Source organism: Curtobacterium sp. 179-B 9B NHS (assembly GCF_045370965.1).
Lineage (GTDB): Bacteria > Actinomycetota > Actinomycetes > Actinomycetales > Microbacteriaceae > Curtobacterium.
In genome coordinates this window covers 107,615-124,842 of the sequence record NZ_JBIQDQ010000007.1, presented here as the reverse complement: position 1 = coordinate 124,842, position 17,228 = coordinate 107,615, and the positions used below count along the sequence as shown (strand labels likewise).

Annotated in this window: 17 protein-coding genes and 2 tRNA genes; 13 read left to right on the top strand and 6 right to left on the bottom strand. The window is 69.1% G+C overall.

The features are described 5' to 3' along the window. Positions 1-38 precede the first annotated feature (38 nt). Entirely contained in the window at positions 39-380 is a 342-nt protein-coding gene (locus ACH0A8_RS08570; RefSeq protein WP_406906986.1) for a DUF3140 domain-containing protein, read from the bottom strand. A 149-nt stretch (positions 381-529) separates the two neighbouring features. On the opposite strand from ACH0A8_RS08570, the gene ACH0A8_RS08565 reads away from it, so the two are divergent. From ACH0A8_RS08565 to ACH0A8_RS08545, 5 genes are all read left to right on the top strand, one after another. Further along, entirely contained in the window at positions 530-1,753 is a 1,224-nt protein-coding gene (locus tag ACH0A8_RS08565; protein WP_406906985.1) for a zinc-dependent alcohol dehydrogenase, read from the top strand. Continuing rightward, positions 1,750-2,658, top strand: coding sequence for an SDR family oxidoreductase (locus tag ACH0A8_RS08560; protein WP_066653970.1), 909 nt, complete (start codon positions 1,750-1,752; stop codon positions 2,656-2,658). The genes ACH0A8_RS08565 and ACH0A8_RS08560 overlap by 4 nt, the downstream gene beginning before the upstream one ends. Positions 2,659-2,764: 106 nt before the next feature. Next, positions 2,765-2,905 (top strand): hypothetical protein, encoded by a 141-nt coding sequence (locus tag ACH0A8_RS08555; RefSeq protein ID WP_406906984.1) that lies wholly within the window; start codon positions 2,765-2,767, stop codon positions 2,903-2,905. 138 nt (positions 2,906-3,043) lie between these two features. Next, a complete protein-coding gene (locus tag ACH0A8_RS08550; protein ID WP_406906983.1) occupies positions 3,044-3,961 on the top strand; it encodes a methyltransferase family protein in 918 nt (305 codons plus the stop codon). Positions 3,962-4,152: 191 nt separating this feature from the next. Further along, on the top strand, positions 4,153-4,308 hold the full coding sequence (locus ACH0A8_RS08545; protein WP_158407747.1) for a hypothetical protein: 156 nt from the start codon (positions 4,153-4,155) through the stop codon (positions 4,306-4,308). A gap of 19 nt (positions 4,309-4,327) precedes the next feature. Here the strand turns inward: ACH0A8_RS08545 and ACH0A8_RS08540 are convergent, their stop codons facing one another. Continuing rightward, positions 4,328-4,621 (bottom strand): hypothetical protein, encoded by a 294-nt coding sequence (locus ACH0A8_RS08540; RefSeq protein ID WP_406906982.1) that lies wholly within the window; start codon positions 4,619-4,621, stop codon positions 4,328-4,330. Positions 4,622-4,762: 141 nt separating this feature from the next. Here ACH0A8_RS08540 and ACH0A8_RS08535 point away from each other — a divergent pair, with 141 nt between their 5' ends. The 5 genes from ACH0A8_RS08535 (at position 4,763) to ACH0A8_RS08515 (ending at position 8,263) form a co-directional block, all read left to right on the top strand. Further along, positions 4,763-5,320, top strand: a complete 558-nt coding sequence (locus tag ACH0A8_RS08535; RefSeq protein WP_066653961.1) for an RNA polymerase sigma factor — start codon at positions 4,763-4,765, stop codon at positions 5,318-5,320. Continuing rightward, entirely contained in the window at positions 5,317-5,895 is a 579-nt protein-coding gene (locus ACH0A8_RS08530; protein ID WP_209682929.1) for an Asp23/Gls24 family envelope stress response protein, read from the top strand. Before ACH0A8_RS08535 ends, ACH0A8_RS08530 begins: the two co-directional genes overlap by 4 nt. A gap of 69 nt (positions 5,896-5,964) precedes the next feature. Continuing rightward, complete coding sequence (locus ACH0A8_RS08525; protein WP_311205328.1) at positions 5,965-6,375, top strand: hypothetical protein; 411 nt, start codon at positions 5,965-5,967, stop codon at positions 6,373-6,375. Positions 6,376-6,642: 267 nt separating this feature from the next. Then, the gene (locus ACH0A8_RS08520; protein WP_066653955.1) at positions 6,643-7,248 is read left to right on the top strand and encodes an HD domain-containing protein; all 606 of its coding nucleotides are present in this window, start codon (positions 6,643-6,645) and stop codon (positions 7,246-7,248) included. Between the two features lie 46 nt (positions 7,249-7,294). After that, positions 7,295-8,263 carry an AraC family transcriptional regulator gene (locus tag ACH0A8_RS08515; RefSeq protein WP_066653953.1) on the top strand — a complete coding sequence of 323 codons (969 nt, stop codon included), beginning with the start codon at positions 7,295-7,297 and terminating at the stop codon, positions 8,261-8,263. A 9-nt stretch (positions 8,264-8,272) separates the two neighbouring features. Here ACH0A8_RS08515 and ACH0A8_RS08510 read toward each other — a convergent pair. Both ACH0A8_RS08510 and ACH0A8_RS08505 read right to left on the bottom strand, forming a co-directional pair. Next, positions 8,273-8,359 (bottom strand) — tRNA-Val (locus ACH0A8_RS08510). 343 nt (positions 8,360-8,702) lie between these two features. Beyond that, a complete protein-coding gene (locus ACH0A8_RS08505) occupies positions 8,703-9,413 on the bottom strand; it encodes a hypothetical protein (protein ID WP_066653951.1) in 711 nt (236 codons plus the stop codon). A gap of 637 nt (positions 9,414-10,050) precedes the next feature. Between ACH0A8_RS08505 and ACH0A8_RS08500 the strand changes: the two genes are divergently transcribed. Beyond that, positions 10,051-12,255 carry a phospholipase A2 gene (locus ACH0A8_RS08500; protein WP_066653949.1) on the top strand — a complete coding sequence of 735 codons (2,205 nt, stop codon included), beginning with the start codon at positions 10,051-10,053 and terminating at the stop codon, positions 12,253-12,255. A 489-nt stretch (positions 12,256-12,744) separates the two neighbouring features. After that, positions 12,745-13,389: a hypothetical protein gene (locus tag ACH0A8_RS08495; RefSeq protein ID WP_144411285.1), complete on the top strand. Its 645-nt coding sequence runs from the start codon at positions 12,745-12,747 to the stop codon at positions 13,387-13,389. Between the two features lie 867 nt (positions 13,390-14,256). Here the strand turns inward: ACH0A8_RS08495 and ACH0A8_RS08490 are convergent. Continuing rightward, positions 14,257-14,332, bottom strand: a tRNA-Val gene (locus ACH0A8_RS08490). 221 nt (positions 14,333-14,553) lie between these two features. Further along, positions 14,554-16,149, bottom strand: a complete 1,596-nt coding sequence (locus tag ACH0A8_RS08485; RefSeq protein ID WP_406906981.1) for a long-chain-fatty-acid--CoA ligase — start codon at positions 16,147-16,149, stop codon at positions 14,554-14,556. Between the two features lie 486 nt (positions 16,150-16,635). Between ACH0A8_RS08485 and ACH0A8_RS08480 the strand changes: the two genes are divergently transcribed. Continuing rightward, complete coding sequence (locus ACH0A8_RS08480; protein WP_066653947.1) at positions 16,636-17,199, top strand: MarR family winged helix-turn-helix transcriptional regulator; 564 nt, start codon at positions 16,636-16,638, stop codon at positions 17,197-17,199. Positions 17,200-17,228: the final 29 nt, after the last annotated feature.

Here is a 17,228-nt window from a genome sequence, read left to right as displayed (position 1 = left end):
TCTGCCCGACCGGCGCGACGGGCCCGGGTCGCCGCGGCCTACTTCTCCGGGTCGTGGCCCCAGTTCATGAGCGAGTACCGCCACCGCGAGTCGTGGGAGTCACCCTTCGGCTCCTGCTTCGAGTGCCGCGCCACGTAGCCGACGACCTTCCGCATGTGGGCGTAGTCGTCGTCGGTGTAGTCGCCCTGCTTCTTCTCGAGGATGCGGACGATGTGCCGCCCGCTCTCGTGACCGGTGGACTCGCCGCCGCCGTCGGACTTCTGTCCGACCTCCTTCGACTCGTCCGTGTCGAGCCACTCCTTCAGCTCCGACGCGGTCATGTTCACCGCGTCGGCGAAGTCGTCGCGCGTCTGCTTCTCGTCGTGCTGGTCGTCGCTCATGGCGGCCAGCGAACGCGCCGGGCCTGGGTGTCCACGCAGCGCTGCGTGTCCCCCGTTCCGGTGCGCTGATCGGACGCCGCTCCGCGTCCGTCCAGCACTGGTCGGGTTGTGTGTCCCCCGAACACCCCACGACAGGAAGCGAGAGCAACATGCGCGCAGTGGTCTGGCACGGCATCGGGGACATCCGTCTCGACGAGGTCCCGGAGCCCACCATCCAGCACCCGGAGGATGCGATCGTCCGGATCACCCGCAGTGCGATCTGCGGCACGGACCTGCACTTCGTCCGCGGCACCATGGCACCGATGGAGGAGGGCACCATCCTCGGGCACGAGGCCGTCGGCGTCGTCACCCAGGTCGGTGACGCCGTCCGCGGGTTCAGCGCCGGGGACCGCGTCGTCATCAACTCGACGATCTCGTGCGGCGCGTGCCGGTACTGCCGGATGGGCAAGACCGCGCAGTGCGACGTCGCGAACCCGAACGGCCCGCAGGCCGGCACGAGCTTCTTCGGCGGCCCGCAGTCGACCGGGCCGGTGAACGGTCTGCAGGCGGAGTACGTGCGCGTGCCGTACGCCCGCAACACGATGCACCCGCTGCCCGAGAACGTGAGTGACGAGCAGGCGATCCTGCTCTCCGACATCTTCCCGACCGGCTGGTTCGGCGCCGAGCTCGCCGGGGTCACCCGCGGCGACGTCGTGGTCGTGTTCGGCGCCGGCATCGTCGGCCAGTTCGCCGCCGCCTCCGCCTACAAGCTCGGCGCAGCCCGCGTGATCGTCGTCGACGGCGAGGAGACCCGGCTCGCCGCGGCGCTCGCGCAGCACTGCGAGGTCGTCGACTACAACCGCGAGGACCCGGTGCAGGCGACCATGGACCTGACGAACGGCATCGGCGCGGACGCCGTGATCGACGCCGTCGGGGTCGACGCGGAGCGCCCGAAGCAGGGCCCCGCAGCGGTGTCCGACGAACAGGCCCAGCAGTTCGACGCCGAGGTGCAGCAGGTCGCGCCAGACGCCTCGCCGGACGGCTTCGGCGAGCAGCAGCAGTGGAAGCCCGGTGACGGCCCGTCGCAGGTCGCACAGTGGGCGGTCGCGTCGGTCGCGAAGTACGGCCGCATCGGCATCATCGGCGTCTACGGTCCGACCGCACAGTCGTACCCGATCGGCGAGGCGATGAACAAGAACCTGACGATCCGGATGGGCAACTGCGACCACCACTCGGTCACCCCGCCGCTCATCGACCTGGTGGCATCGGGGCAGTTCGACCCGACCGCGCTGATCACCGAGCACGAACCCATCGGCGACGCGATCGCCGCGTACGAGGCCTTCGACCGCCGCGAGCCCGGCTGGGTCAAGGTCGAACTGGAGGCGACACGATGACCACCGCACCGAGCGACCAGTACGCCTTCGGCGACCCGCGCAGCCGCTACCCCGACGTCTCTCCGGAGCCGCAGACCCAGGACGAGCCAGGCCTGCAGTCGCAGATGACCCCCGTCCCCGACCTCGGCGAGTCCAGCTACCGGGGCACGGGGCGCCTCGAGGGCCGGAAGGCCCTCATCACCGGAGCCGACTCGGGCATCGGCGCCGCCGTGGCGATCGCCTTCGCCCGCGAGGGGGCCGACGTCGTCCTGGCCTACCTGCCCGAGGAGCAGTCCGACGCCGACCACGTGATCGAGCAGATCGAGGCGGCCGGGCGGAAGGCGGTCGCGGTCCCCGGTGACCTGCGCGACAAGGCCTACGCGGGGCAGCTCGTCGAGCGCGCCGTCGCCGAGCTCGGGGGCATCGACGCGCTGGTCAGCGTCGCCGGCAAGCAGCGGTGGCAGCCCGACCTGCTCGACATCACCGACGACCAGTTCGAGGCGACGTTCGACGTCAACGTGTTCGGGCTCTTCCGCCTGGTGAAGGCAGCCCTGCCGCATCTGCAGCCGGGGTCGACGGTCACGACGACCGCGTCCATGGAGGCCTACCAGCCCGCGCCGGACCGCCTCGACTACGCGGCGTCGAAGGGCGCGATCAACAACTTCTCCAAGGGGTTGTCGCAGCTGCTCGTCGAGCGCGGCATCCGGGTCAACATCGTCGCCCCGGGTCCGACCTGGACCGTCCTGCAGCCGAGCGGCGGCGTCGACCCGGAGTCGCTGCCCGAGTTCGGCAGCAGCGAGTCGCCGATGGGCCGCGCGGCCCAGCCCGCCGAGCTCGCGCCGGCGTACGTGTTCCTCGCGTCGCAGGAGTCGAGCTTCGTGGCCGGCGAGACCCTCAACGTCAACGGGGGCATGGTCACGCCCTGACCCCGGACCGCCTCGGCTCGTGGAGCGGACACGCTGCTCCCCGAGCGGGAATGCCCGCGCACCCACCGACGTCGAACCATCCACACACCACGCGAAGGAGCACACCATGAGCCTCGACCTCCACAAGGGGAACAGCGTCGACACCGAGCGTCACTGCCTGCCGACCAGCACCCTGCACGCCCTGCACGACGACCAGCAGGAGCAGACGTTCGGACGCTGGCTCGGCCAGATCAACGGACAGCGCTGAGCGCGTTCGCTGCGCGCTGACGGACGGGAGGCGCGGTGCCGGCTGGCACCGCGCCTCCCGTCCGTTCGTGGTCACGCCGGACGCCGCCGGTCACGGCGAGACGCCGTCACGTCGGCGCGGCGCTGCTAGGTTGCAGCTGTGTCGTGGGGTCGGTGGTGGTTCGCGCTGCAGGCGTCGGGCGGCGCCGTCTGGTGGCTGCTGGTCCCCACCGTGCCGATCGTCCGGACCGCGACGCTCGGCTCGCTCGACCCCGTGCCGGTCGCCGCACTCGACGTCCCGCTCTTCGTCGTCGCCTCGGCACTGGCCGCCGCGGGCCTCCGCTGGTCCGCCGTCGTCGCCACGGGGTGGACGGTGCTCGTGCTGCTCGGGACGGCCGCCTGGGCGACGGTCACCCGTGAGGCGGGCTGGGGTGTCGTCGCGATGACCGCAGCGACCGTCGGCTCCGTCCTCGCGCTGTGCCACGTGCTGCTCGGGCGGGTGCCGACCGAACTCGTCACGTTGGGTCCGCTGCGCTTCCGGACCGCCGACCCGGACGCGGGACCCGTCCGGCACCTCCTCGGGACCGCGGTGCAGATCGTCGTGTTCTGGGGGCTCTTCCTCGGCGTCCTCCCGCTGCTGATCGCCGCCGCCGAGACCCGGTGGCGGCTCCGTCCCCCGCTGCCCGACGCCGTCGTGCAGGTGGTCAGCGGGACCGGTCTCGTCGTCTTCGTGCTGGCGAGCCTGCTCGGCCTCGCCTCGGCAGTGTCGATGTCGACGCGTGGCGGCGGGACCCCGTTGCCGTCGGCGATGCCCAACCGGCTCGTGGTCGCCGGCCCCTACCGGGTGGTGCGGAACCCGATGGCCCTCGCCGGGCTGACCCAGGGCGCTGCGGTGGGGCTCGTCGCGGCGTCCTGGACGGTGCTCGTCTACGCGGTCGCGGGCTCCGTCGTGTGGAACTGCGTCGTGCGCCCGCTCGAGGAGCGCGACCTGGAGCAGCGGTTCGGTGATGAATTCCGCCGCTACGCCGCAGCCGTCCGGTGCTGGGTGCCGCGGTTGCGCCCGGTACCGCGGAGCTGAGCGCGCGCCACGGGACGCAGCACGAGCGCGCGAACCGGATGGTCCGAGCGTCCGCGTCCGGAACACGACCGGACCCGCCGGGTGCCCCGGAGCGCGTGCAGTGTGGACGGAGCCGTCCGACCGGGCGGCACCCCGCTCGCGCAGACCCGCCGGCGAGGACGGCCGGCGGGACGACGCGGGAGGTGCAACGGGTGCGATCGAGACTCTCCGACCTGCACGAGGAACCGGGCGAGTGGCACCGGCGTGGGCTGCGTCACCCGGACGAGATCGCGTCCCTCGTCCACACCCGGCTGCTGGAGAACGTCCCGGCCGACCCCGCGTACCGCGACTTCTTCTCCGCCGAGTGAGCGTCGTGCGTTCCTCAGCTCAGAGCTCCCGGAGCATGCGGCCGGCGACGGCGTCGTTCCAGGACGTGGTGGCCCCGACCTCGGTCGCGGTGTGCAGTCCCCCGTGCCCGTCCTCCAGCCCGCACCGCCACCGGTCGAACACGCTCATGCAGAGCGTCCGTGCCGTGCGCACCGCGCCGGCGACGGGCCGCTGCGGCGCTTCGTGGCGGAGCGGACGCTGCGGCGTCCTGTCGCCGAGCGGGTCCGTGGTCGCGTCGTCGGTCGGCTCCGGTTCGACAGCGGGCAGGGGGGTCGTGGTGGTGTCGTCGTGCATCTCACCAGTGGGACGTCACGAGCAGCGGATCCGTCACGAACTGACGCACCCGACACCACGCGGGCACTCTCCACGCTGCCGGTGCATGCTCGGTGGAGACCGGTCCACCGACCGGCAGCCCGAGTCGGACGGAAGGCGGGGATGAGCGACGGCACCGCGCTGCAGCACGCATCCGACGCGACGCTCGTCGCCCGCGCGGCCGACGGCGACGTGCTGGCCTTCGAGGTGCTCGCCCGCCGGCACGGACCGCTGATGCGCGTCTACGCGGAGCAGGTGCTCGGCTCCAACGTCGAGTCCGACGACGTCGTGCAGGAGGCCTTCCTGACGGGGTGGCGGAAGCTCGCGGACCTCGAGGACGCCGAGCGGTTCCGCCCCTGGATCATGCAGATCGTCACCCGCCGGGCCCTCGACCGTCTCCGGCGTCGACGTCACCACGACGACCTGGACGACCACGACGAGGCGGCCGACCCGTCGCAGGCCCCGGAGCGTACCGTCGAGACGCGCATGCAGCTCGACGCGATGTGGGCTGCACTGGACCGGATGCCGATCGACCAGCGTCGGTGCTGGCTGCTCCGGGAGACCGCCGGGTACAGCTACCAGCAGATCGCCGAGGAACTCGAGCTCCCGACGTCGACCGTGCGGGGCCTGCTCGCCCGGGCGCGACGGTTCCTCGCCGCGGAGATGGAGGGATGGCGATGACGACCGACGACCTCCCCCTGCCCGACGACGACCTCGACGGCCACACGATCGAGGAGATCGCGGACTACCTCGACCGCGGTCGGGACCCGATCGACCCGTCCATCGAGGGCTCGGCGGTCTGCCGACTCGCGATGACGAACATGCAGCGCCTGCGCGAGCTCTCGCTCGGCGCGCTCGAGCAGCGCGCCGGTGCCGAGCCCGACCGGGAGACCGCCTGGGTCGACCGCTTGCTCGGGGCGATCCGCGCCGAGGTGCGGCCCGGTCGCGACGTCCCGGTCGCCCACCCCGATCCGCGCCTGCGCCTGGCGGTCACCGAGGCGGCCGTGCGCGGACTCGTGCGCCGCGCCGGTGACACGATGGGCGGCGTCGTGATGGGCCGCTGCGTGCTGCGGGGCGACGTGGAGGAGCCCGGAGCCGCGGTCAGCATCGACGTGACTGCCGGGCTCGTGTACGGCGGGTCGGCCCTGGAGACTGCCGAGCGCCTGCGGGTCACCGTCGCCGAGGCCGTCGAACGGCACACCGAGCTGCGCGTCGAGGCCGTCGACGTCCACTTCGACGACGTCTACCTGCCCTGACGACCACCGCCTGACCACGACCTGCCCGACCGGCGGCGAGACGACCCACCAGCAGCGAGGAGCGCGACCATGGACGACGAAGCGATCTCACGCACGGTGACGGCCGGCATCCGACACGTCCCCGGGGTCACCGGGGTCTACCCGCCCCGCCCCGTCGCCGCCGCGGCCGAGACCGTGGTCGACGCGGTGGTGCCCGTACCGCTCCGTCTGCACGACCCCGACGTCCTGGTCGACGTGGACCGACGCGGCGGTCGCGTGCACGTCGTCACCGGCATCAGCGTCGACGGCGGCCGTCCCGCCGCGGACACCCTCCGCGCGGTGGGTGAACGGGTCCGCGACCTGCTCGACGCCGACACGGCCGCGACGGCGGACCTCATCAGCGTGACCGTCCGGCTGGTCGAGGACCCGGTCGACGCGGCCGTGACGCCTCCCGAGGGCGGGCCGTCGGACGCGACCGCGCTGCCGACGAGCGATGTCTGAGCGCTTCCGCTCGGAACTCCCCCACCCGTAAAGTCGTACCGACGCGCCGGGACCGTACACGCTCGTGGTCGGCGAGCACCAGCTGTTGTCCTGGGACCTCGGCCCCACCGGCAGGGCCGGCAGCGCACCGGACGGGAGGCGCGTGGCGGATCAGCGCCACGTCGCGCGTCCGACGCCGCGCCGGTCCGGAGGCACGTGGCCGGCCGGCACCGTGCCTCCCGTCCGCCGCGTCACCGGTCCGAGCGGTGAGCATGCCATGATCCGGGGGTGCGCATCGACGACTTCCCCGTCCCGGAGACCCCGGCCGCCCGAGCGGCTGCGTCGCTCGCCACGCGCTACCAGTCGACGGCGATCACGGCGCACGCCGTCCGGTCCTGGTACTGGGCAGCGGGCTTCGCGGCGCTCGACGGGCTCGACGGCGTCGACCACGAACTGCTGTGGGTCGCGGCCGTCCTGCACGACATCGGCACCGTGACCGAGTTCGACAACCACACGGTGTCCTACGAGCACGCCGGTGGGCACGTCGCCGTCGCCCTGACGACCGGGGCGGGTTGGGCCGTCGAGCGGCAGCAGCGCGTGCTCGACGTGATCGTGCGGCACAACTGGCCGGACGTCGACGTCCTCCTCGACCTCGAGGGGCACCTGCTCGAACGCGCGACCGGGCTCGACGTCTCCGGTGCGGGGGCCGAGCTGCTGCCGGAGTCGTACCTGCGCGAGGTGCTCGCACGGCACCCCCGCGGCTCGCTGGCTGCGGAGTTCGGCGCGTGCGTCGCCGACCAGGCCGCTCGCAAGCCCGACACCGCAGCGCGGCGCCTGGTCGACGGCGGTGTCGTCCGGAAGCTCGCGCAGAACCCGCTCGAGGCGCTGTCCTGACCACGACGCGCGCGCGAGGCTCAGCCGGACGTGTCAGCATCGGATCATGACCACCGCCGAACCCGACGTCCGTCACGTCGTCGAGGCGTCCGGCGACGACCTCGACGCGGCCCGAGCGGTGTTCGAGTCGGCGTACGGTGCCGCCGGGTTCCTGCCCGAGCGGACCGAGCGGGACTTCGGCTACCGGTTCCGATCGGTCGGTGGCGAGGGGATGTCGCTGGACTCGAAGCGCTTCGACGGTCGGATGGCCGGCGAGGTCGACGCGACGAGCCACTACTTCGTGACGTGGGTCAGCGACGGCGGCGGACTGCTGGACATCGACCGCGACGAGGTGGCGCTCGCGCCCGGACGCCCGATCGTGTTCCCGAGCGAGCGCCCGTACCGCTTCGACCTCGCCGACGTCCGGCAGAACGTGGTGCAGTTCGACCGCCGCACGCTCGAGCGCACCGCCGCCGAGCTGCACGGCACGGAGCCGGCGCCGCTCGTGTTCGACCACGCCGCGCTGCCCCGACGGGAGGACGTCCGGACGTGGAACGCCGAGCTGCGGGCCTCCGCGCAGGTCGTCCTCGGTGCCACGCCGCTGTCCCCGCTCGCGATGGCCGAGGCCACCCGGCGCACCGCGCTGGCGATGCTCCGGACCTTCCCGCACACGACCCTCGCGCCGGCCGCGCCGGTGCCCGTCGGCGCACGGGGCCGGGTGCAGCAGGCGATCGAGTACATGCACGCCAACGCCGACGTCCCGATCACCACGACCGACGTCGCCGAACACGTCGGGCTCAGTGTCCGCGGGCTCCAGCAGGGCTTCCAGCGGCAGGTCGGGATGTCACCGAACTCGATGCTCCGCGGGATCCGCTTCGACCGGATCCGGACGGAGCTCCGGTACCACTCGGTGGGCGAGACGACCGTGGCGGACACCGCACGACGGTGGGGGTTCGCACACGCCGGGCGGTTCTCCTCCGCCTACGCGAAGCGGTTCGGGGAGCTGCCGAGCGAGACCCTGCGCGCGCGTCGCTGAGCGACTGCGTGGGCCCTGCCGGGATCGAACCGACGACATCCACGGTGTAAACGTGGCGGACCGCGCAAACGTCCGCAGCGATACGCAGCGCTTCCCAGTGATGGCGCGGAAGTAGCTTGCGGACAACTGCGAACAAAAGCACCCGGCTGCGCGTGGTCACCGGCAGCACACCGGCAGCTTGTGCCGGTCGTCCTCGAGTTCCCCGCCGTGGCGCCGGCCTCCCCTACGCCGACGACACGCACCGCTACCGCCTCGGCCGCCGATATCGCCGCCCAATGAAACGGCGGCTGCCTGGCGACGCTCGGCAGGCGGCGCGAGCACGGCGTACCCCCCCCCCCCCGCGGCAAACCGCTAACGTGTGTCGCGCCGTGCACGTAAAGGTCCGCCGCCGAGCAGCTGCTGATGCTTCCGGCCGAGACGACAGGCGCCCACCTCGGAACTACTGGCCGAGCTGTCCGAGCGCCGCTGCGACACCGTCATAGCCGAGAGTGGCCGCGTGTGTGATGGCACCCGTGACCGCAGGGACAATCAGCTTGGCCGCGGCGTCCCGCCATCGGGGACTACGCTCCTCGTCCGCCTGTCCGGCTGCAGCCTGCATGGCAACCCAGAGCCGCTCAGCAGCGCTCGCATAGTCGAAGCCCCCAGCGAGCGTCTCATCCTCCATCGCATCGCGAATCTCGCGCACCAGCTTCACCAAGTAGTAGCGAAGCTCCGCGCTGATGGTCTGGTCTTCCTCAAGGAGGCCAATCGCTTCGTCGACGACGGCACTGAGCCGGTCGAGTCCGCCCGGCGCGATCCTCCCCTTGGTCGCTTCAATGAGGGTGCCCAGCATCTGCAGCTGCCCCATCGCTGCTGAAGGGAATGCCGCGCCAGGGTCGGACTGCTGACCCCAAGTGGTCCCCGCATTGGCCGCCATGCGGCCCCATTGCGGGAACGACTCCCTCGAGACGTAGACGTTGAGACCGTCCGCCTCCATCTCGCTGAGCGCACGATCGATAGCCGTGAGCAGAGCGCTGGTCTCGAGCATCTTTGTAGTCGCAACCATCGGGTCAGCGTTCCAGCCTCGGGCGTCATTTGCGACCACGCCGGCTGCGGCCGCCTCGCGCCACTCAAGGAAGATGTCGTACAGCGCGTATGCGGCGTTGATCATGAGAAGAGCCTAGGTCTCGCGTGGAAGAGAGGCTCGATCGCCGGCATCGGCTTCGGCGCTTACTTCAACATCAATGTTGTCGAACCCGCCGGCTGTGACCCGGACACGATGGGTCGTCACTCCTTGCGGGCTCGTGGGTCTTGAATCTGGAACCCACTGGTACCGGGTCAGGCCTTGCGATGGTGCGCGTCCTTGTGCCCTTGATCCGCGTCGTTCCGCGGTTCTGGCTGGTGTGGAGCATCGTAGCGTTCGCGTCGCTACGCCCTTGATGTGCCCTTCCTGCGCATCGTTTTAGGACCCAAAACGGACCCTGCGGCCCCCCGGCGCGTCGCGGCGTTGTGGCTGTTCACGCTGACTTGCGTGAGAATGCCCCACCCTCTCTTGCGTTCGATCAGCCCAGAGCTCCAACTGGACAGCTGTTCGGCGCTAGCCATTTGGCGCTAGCCGACTGGCTGGGATCATCAGCTCGCAGGTTGACATAGACTGAGAGAACGCTCAGCCCATTCCGGAACTATTACCTCTGAACTGGGATTTTTCTGGCGAGCCCCTCTTCGGGGGACCTGTGCCGGTATTCAGACTTCTTCTAGCCTTCGCGAACTGACGGCAACCCGTGCTGTCAGCTGACCTAGGGGGTCTCGTGCGCACGCTGCTGCACAGGCCGCGCCAGAGGAAGCGCAGCATCGCTGCCGCAACCCTGAGCGCGCTCGCAATCCTTGGCTCGCTGCTGGTCGCAACGCCAGCGCAAGCCCTCAACGACACCGGAACCGGCGGCGTATTCGTCCCGGCAACCGGACGCTTCCTCGACACGGGGAGAAACATCGGCGGCTTCGACACCCCGATGCCTGCCAAGGGCTGGCGCACCGTCCAGGTGACCGGCAAGAACGGCGTCCCGGACGACGGTTCCGTTGGAGCTGTATCCGTCGTTGCGACCGCGGCGAGCATCTCGCATCAGGGCATCCTCTACGGGCGCCCGAACGCAGCCGCGAAGACGACGCTCATGGGTATCTACGGTGGTGAGAGCGAGCAAAACACCTCGTTCTCCGCTGTCCTCGCGGTGAATCCCGACGGCACGATTCAGGTGCAGGCCGAGACCAGCATCCGGCTCATCCTCGACGTGCAGGGCTACTACACCGCCAGCGACGACGGTACTGCCGCCGGCGGCTTCGTCCCGCTGAACGGCTCGCGCATCGCTGACACCCGCTCCGGGCTCGGCTTCCCACAGCAGACCATCGGCGCCGGCGAGCGTGTCGACCTGCAGGTCTCCGGACGCGGCGGCATCCCGAAGGGTGCTTCCGGCGCGATCATCAACATGATCGCCGTCAACCGCACCGCCTCCGTCGGGTACCTCACCCCGTACGCCACGGGCGACACCCGTCCGTCGAACTCCTTCAACTACGCCGGCAACGTGCCGACCTCGATGCAGGCGCAGGTCAAGCTCTCCGCTGACGGCAAGATCACCATCTACAACAACAACAGCACCACCGACCTCGTCGTCGACACCCAGGGTTACTTCACCGCCGCTGGGAAGGGAGGCGCCGTCTTCACTCCCGGTGCTGGCCGTGCGTACGACACCCGCTCCAGCGGCAACACAGTCATGGGAAAGAACGAAACCCGTTCCATCCAGATCGCCGGCAAAGCAGGCGTCCCCGTCATGGGCTCTGGTATCAAGGCCGTTGTCCTCTCGCTCACCTCGCTGAAGTCGACCGCTGGTGCCGGCAATGCGACGGTGTGGGCAGACGGCACAACCCGCCCGAACACGACGTCGATCAATTTCGACGAGACTACGATCCGCACGAACACCATTACGGTACCGCTCGGCGCGAACGGCAAGGTCGCAATCAACAGTGTCGCTGACCCGACCGACTACGTTTTCGACGTCCAAGGCTGGTACAGCAATCCTCAAGCCCCTCGTCTGACTTGCGCCGCTCCGTTCGGGGCTGGAACATGGACCGCTACCACGGGAAGCGATGATATTGCGGCGTCTTGCACTGTAAGCGCGCCTGCTGCAGTCGAGGCTGGGCAAACGGTCGACGTGTACCTGAACGACCTTCCGCTCGAGTCTTATTCACTGAATGACACTACGACGTCCTCGTTCACCTTCACGACTCCACCCTTGTCTGGGCTAGTGAAGCTGCGTGCAGAACTGTCCAGCAGCACGGGGTTGGCGCCCTCCGTGGCCTACGAATTTGGGGTTGGTCAGTGGCAGAACGAGGCATTACAGCCAAGTCTTGCGAACGGGGCAGTGGTGAACCCGGAAGTGGTTTCCCTTTACCCGCTTCCCCAGTCAGGGCTCCTACCTGGCGATGCTGCGATCGCTTATGAGCTCCGCGACCTGACAACCGGCGTCACGCAGGCGACCACTACTGGTAACGTCCCGCTCGGCCTTTACGACCTTCCCCGAGGGCACTCCTACTCATGGAAGGCGAAAGTTTCGGCTGCCACCGCATGGGACGAACGAGGCGATATTCAGACCGCAGATTGGTCGTTCCGAGTCGCGAACGAGGGGGAGGACGTTCCTGACGCCACCGACCCCGAGCCGACCGCGAGTGGGGAGATGACCACTTTCGCTGCACCCAACGGTTGTAGCTATTCGCCCGACACGTGGGGTAAGGCGAAGTTCAGGCCCGCTTGCGACGCCCACGACATCTGCTATGGCAATAAGAAGAAGATTAACCGCCTGACCTGCGACGTCGCGTTCCTCGGTAACCTTACGTATGCTTGCAACAAGGCTTACCCCAAGGGTGCTACGCGAAACTCTTGTGCTGGTGTCGCTGGTGGCTACTACACCGCTGTTCGTGGCGCTGGCTGGGCCTTCTATAAGGGAAACGGACGTAATAACTGATGAGAATGCCAGGGGTAGTCGTTGCTGCAATCGTTCTTCTTGCGGTCGGTTTCGTTGCAACTGCAATCGGCTCTGTATGGACCATACTGAGTCCTCCCGGTGGGGGCGTTAACTTCGCTGCAGGATTGATTTACAACGGAGGAATGCTGGTCGGTCTAGCTGGCCTCGGTTTTGGAGTTGCCGCTGCTGTTACTGCACGTCGTAGGTGAGGTCGTAGGCGCTGATCCGGACGGCGACTAACGACAGGTACGCGTAGATCCTCGAGCATGCCCGATCTTTTCGTAAGTCCCCTCAATACAAGCACCCTCAGCCACTGGACTGAGGGTGCTTGCTTTGAGGGGTGTTCGGTGGACCTAGAGGCTCTTCTTCACTGGGGAAGACAGCGCGATGGCAAACCTGCTGCTGACCTGATCGACCAGAGGCCTACCGGCGCCCCGGACGGCGCGGTCGTGATGCCGATCGACGGCGGTCGATGCAAGACTCCCACGCATGACACTTCCTCTATGGCTGCAAATCGTCACCCTTGCCGTCCCCGTCGCCGTCGCCGTGATCTCCAGCATTCTGGCGTCGCGGGCCGCGGGCAGAGCGCAACACGCAGAGGCGGAGGCTGCACGTCTTAGAGCGCTTGAGGAGCGCACAGCGCAGAAAAAGTTCGAGCTGTATCAGCCCTTCCTCACAACGCTAAACGACCTTCTCACTCCGAATCGGAGCGCGGCCGCTCTGGCCGGTATGGAAGACGTCATTACGAACTTTCAGGGCTTCGTGACGGTTTGGGGTTCGGACGAAGTGATCGAGACATTTTACCGGTGGCGCACTTCAGCCAACTTGAATCCGCCGAACTTGGTGACGATGCGACTCATGGCTGATCTTCTCGTGGCAGTGCGTCGCGACATCGCTTGGCCTGATACCAAGGTGCCGACGCTTTACATGATCGGTCACCGAATCAAAGACATTCACGAACATCCCGAGATGGTAAAGGCGATGACACTGCCACTAGATCAGTTTTTGGCGAGCCAAGATTGGACGCCGCCGTTCACGGTCCCGACAGGCACGGCAGGAAGAAGCCAGCGGTCAGCAGCTAACCCCAAGCGTCTGACTGTTCACGAGTCCAGTAGTGGTCGGGACGAACAGTGAGCCGGCGCTGGCCAACGAAGGAGACGGGGCCTTGCGTCCAGCGGAACTGCACTCGCCAAGACGAACGAGCTGGCTCCGACGCTAACGCGGCGTACTCCTCTTCAGTAAGTGGCACCCTGTGGCCGACCTCACTCTTGGCATCCAAGACCGGAGCGAGGCTCGTCCAGGGCGTCCATCGGGCCTTGCCCTGTCGAGTTCGTACCTTGACGTGCCGCGCTGACCCTGCCCCGAGGTTACGGAAATACAGCGACCAGTAGGGCTTTCCGTACTCGGCCGACACATCGTTACGGATCACGTGCATAAGCGGCACTGGCTCTTTGAAGTAGTTGAACAGCAGCGCGAAGGTCGCAACCAAAGCCGCATAGATGGAGAGAACGAGGGAGAGCATGCCTAGATTCTGGAGGTTGTAGGGTCAACGCAAGGGGCGCCGCTCCGATGCATCATCTGTCGAACCTGACCTTAGCGCGGCTTGCACGGTGAAATTCGATAGGGCCGGGATTGGACCAAGGTCTAGCCAGTAGACCGCCTGTATGACGCGGCTCACCGTCATGGAACTCGATTGTCGACGTACTCGCCCGACTTACACTCCAAGTTCGGCGACTCTTCGCTACCCCTGGCTTGGCACAGCGTCGCTGCGAAGAGGCCATCAGCGTGCAGTCATTGGAGGGCACGATCGCGGCACAATCTCAGGCACCACTTCAAGCGGGCCGAGCGGCGTGCATGCTTCTCCCAGCGTCAACCGCGGCGCGCACACCTCAATCCCCCAGCTCCCAGGTTAGACACCGGCAGCTCACCGGCAGCTGCCCGGATTCTCCTCCCGTCGGCCACACATTATTTCCGCATGGTGGGGCCTGAACTGGGTTTTTCTGGTGGGCCCTGCCGGGATCGAACCGACGACATCCACGGTGTAAACGTGGCGCTCTACCAGCTGAGCTAAAGGCCCCTGGAGTCGATCCTAGACGCTCGGTGGGAACACCCTGTCCACGGTCCTGCGGTGATCGGGGCGGTGTTCCTCGTCGTGGCCACGGCTGACGAGCAACGCCGCCGCCGGGCGGCGCCCGGTCCACGCGCCCGCTGACGTCGGCGACGGTCGGCCGCGAGCACGATCGCGACCGGTCCGGAGCGCGAGCCGCGCTCCGGACCGACGACCCCGCCGCGGGGCGCTCAGCCGAACCGCTCGACGAGCTCCCGCTTGAGCACCTTCCCGCTCGGCCCCAGGGGCAGGGCGTCCACCACGTGCACGACCCGCGGGTACTTGTACACGGCGATCTCGTCGGCGACGAAGCGGATCAGCTCCTCCGAGGTCACCTCGGCGCCCTGACGGAGCACGACCGCCGCGGCGACCTCCTGCCCGTGCACCTCGTGCGGGATCCCGAACACGGCGGCCATCGTGACGTCCGGGTGGGCGGCGAGGACCTCCTCCACCTGCCGGGGGTACACGTTGTAGCCGTTGCGGATGATCATGTCCTTCGTGCGGTCGACGATGGTGAGGTACCCGTCGTCGTCCTTCCGCCCGAGGTCGCCCGTGCGGAACCACCCGTCGACGATCGCCTCGGCCGTGGCCTCGGGTCGGTTCAGGTAGCCGTTCATCAGGTTGTGGCCGCGGATCACCAGCTCGCCGATCTCGCCGCGCGGCAGCAGGACGGTGCGGTCCGTGACCTCGGGGTCGGCGATCTCGATGTCGACACCCCAGATCGGCGTCCCGATGGTGCCCGGGCGCGGGGTGGCCCCGACGTGGTTGAACGACGCCACCGGCGAGGTCTCGGTGAGCCCGTACCCCTCGTGGACCGGCGCGTCGAACACCTGCTGGAACCGTTCGAGCACGGCGAGCGGCAGCGATGCCCCGCCGGAGATCGCGTACCGCAGGTGCGGTCGGGCCTCGGACCGGGTCGCGGCGTCGAGCAGCGCGATGTACATCGTCGGGACGCCCATGAAGATCGCCGTGTCGTGCTCGACCATGGCCGCGAGTGCGGCGTCGCCGTCGAACCTCGGCAGCATGACGATCGTCGCGCCGGCGCGGAACCCGGTGTTCATGGTGCAGGTCTGCCCGAAGGTGTGGAAGAGCGGCAGCGCACCGAGCAGGACGTCACCCCGACGCATGTCGAAGGTCGTGAGCAGGCACGTGTTGACCTGTTCGAGCAGGGCGAAGTGGGAGCCCTCGGCGCCCTTGGGCTTCCCGGTCGTCCCGCTCGTGAACAGGATCGTGGCGGTGTCGAACGGGTGGCGCGGGACGTAGGTGTCGAGCGGTTCGCTCGTCGCGGCGACGGTCTCGAGTCGGTCCGGAGCTCCCTCGGCGTCCGCCGGGGCGAGCACGCTGAGCACGTCGACGCCGGCGGCTGCCGCCCCGGCGCCACCCTCGCCGAGCAGGGGGGCTGCGCAGACGAGCAGTCGGGCGTCGCTGTCGCGGAGCACGAACTCGATCTCCCCGCGCTTGAGCAGCGCGTGCACCGGCACGACCACCGCGCCGAGCGCGAGGACGGCGTAGTAGACGCGCGGGAAGTCGGCGACGTTCGGCACGAGCATCGCGACGCGGTCGCCCTCACGCACACCGCGCGCGCGGAGGCCGCCGGCGTAGGCGAGGGTCTGCTGCCACAGCTCGGCGTACGTGGTCCGCTGGTCCCCCACGACGACCGCGACGTCGTCCGGGAACCGCGCCGCGGACTCAGCGAGGATCGCGGCGACGGAGGCGGTGGCCTGGGTCGTCCGGGCGCCGTGTGCGGCGCCGGGTGCGGGGTGGCTGCTGGTGGTGGTGCTGGTCATGCCGGCCTTCCGTCTCCCGTGACGAGTTCTCCTCACGGAGCCTACGGCGCTCGGGCCTCCTCGGTCCGGACGCGCGATCTCCGGCGCGCCCCGGCGACCGCGTGTCTGGACGTCGGCTGCACGCACTGCGCGCAGCGGCTGTGGGCTTGCGCTCACAGCAGGATCGTGTTCAATCGAGACGTCGTGGTGCGGGTCAGGCACCACGGCACGGGCGGCCGGTCTGTGTTCGGGTCACGGATCGGCCGCCGCACCCGGTCCTCGTCCGCGCGTCGGGACGAGACCGCTGCGGGACGAGCCGCTCCGCGGCAGTGAGCCGGTGCGTGCCGGACGGGAGGCCCGCAGCCGACCCGCCTCGCGCCTCCCGTCCGCCGGGTGGTCCGCTCGAGACCGGTGTCGTGGGTCGCCGACCCTCGTCACGTACCCCGCTGCTCCCCGCGCGCCCGGACCGGCTCGGTACTGTCGGGCGGACGAGGTGAGGAGGCTGCGATGACCGAGGACGGCACGCACGGGACGTCCGGGTACTGGTACCCGGACCGGCCGGCGAGGACCGGTGTCGAACTGCTCACCGCGATGCGGCGCTACCGCGCCGCCGAGGTCGCGATGCGGGAGCGCAAGCGCCGGTCGATGGGGATGAACGCGACCGACATGGAGGCGGTCCGCTTCCTGCTGCGCGCCGCGGAGCAGGGCCGCGCGGTGCGGCCGGGCGACCTGACCGCGCACCTCGGGATCACGTCGGCGTCGACCACGGCCGTCGTCAAGCGACTCGTCGCCAGCGGGCACGCCGAGCGCCGGCCGGACCCGGCGGACGGCCGCGGCGCCCTGCTGGTCGCGACCGTGCACAGCGACGACGAGGTCCGGTCCGAACTCACCGACGTGCACGCCCGGATGATCGCCGCGGCGGACCGGCTGTCGCCGCAGACGGTGGTCGAGATGCAGGCGTTCTTCGCCGAGGTGATCGACGCGATGGGCGCCGACTCACCCGCGGACGAGGCCGACGGCGCCGCCCGCCCGGGTGCGATGGCCGATATGCGTACGCATCCACTTCGGTAGTTAGACAAACTAGAGAAATCGGAGCAAGC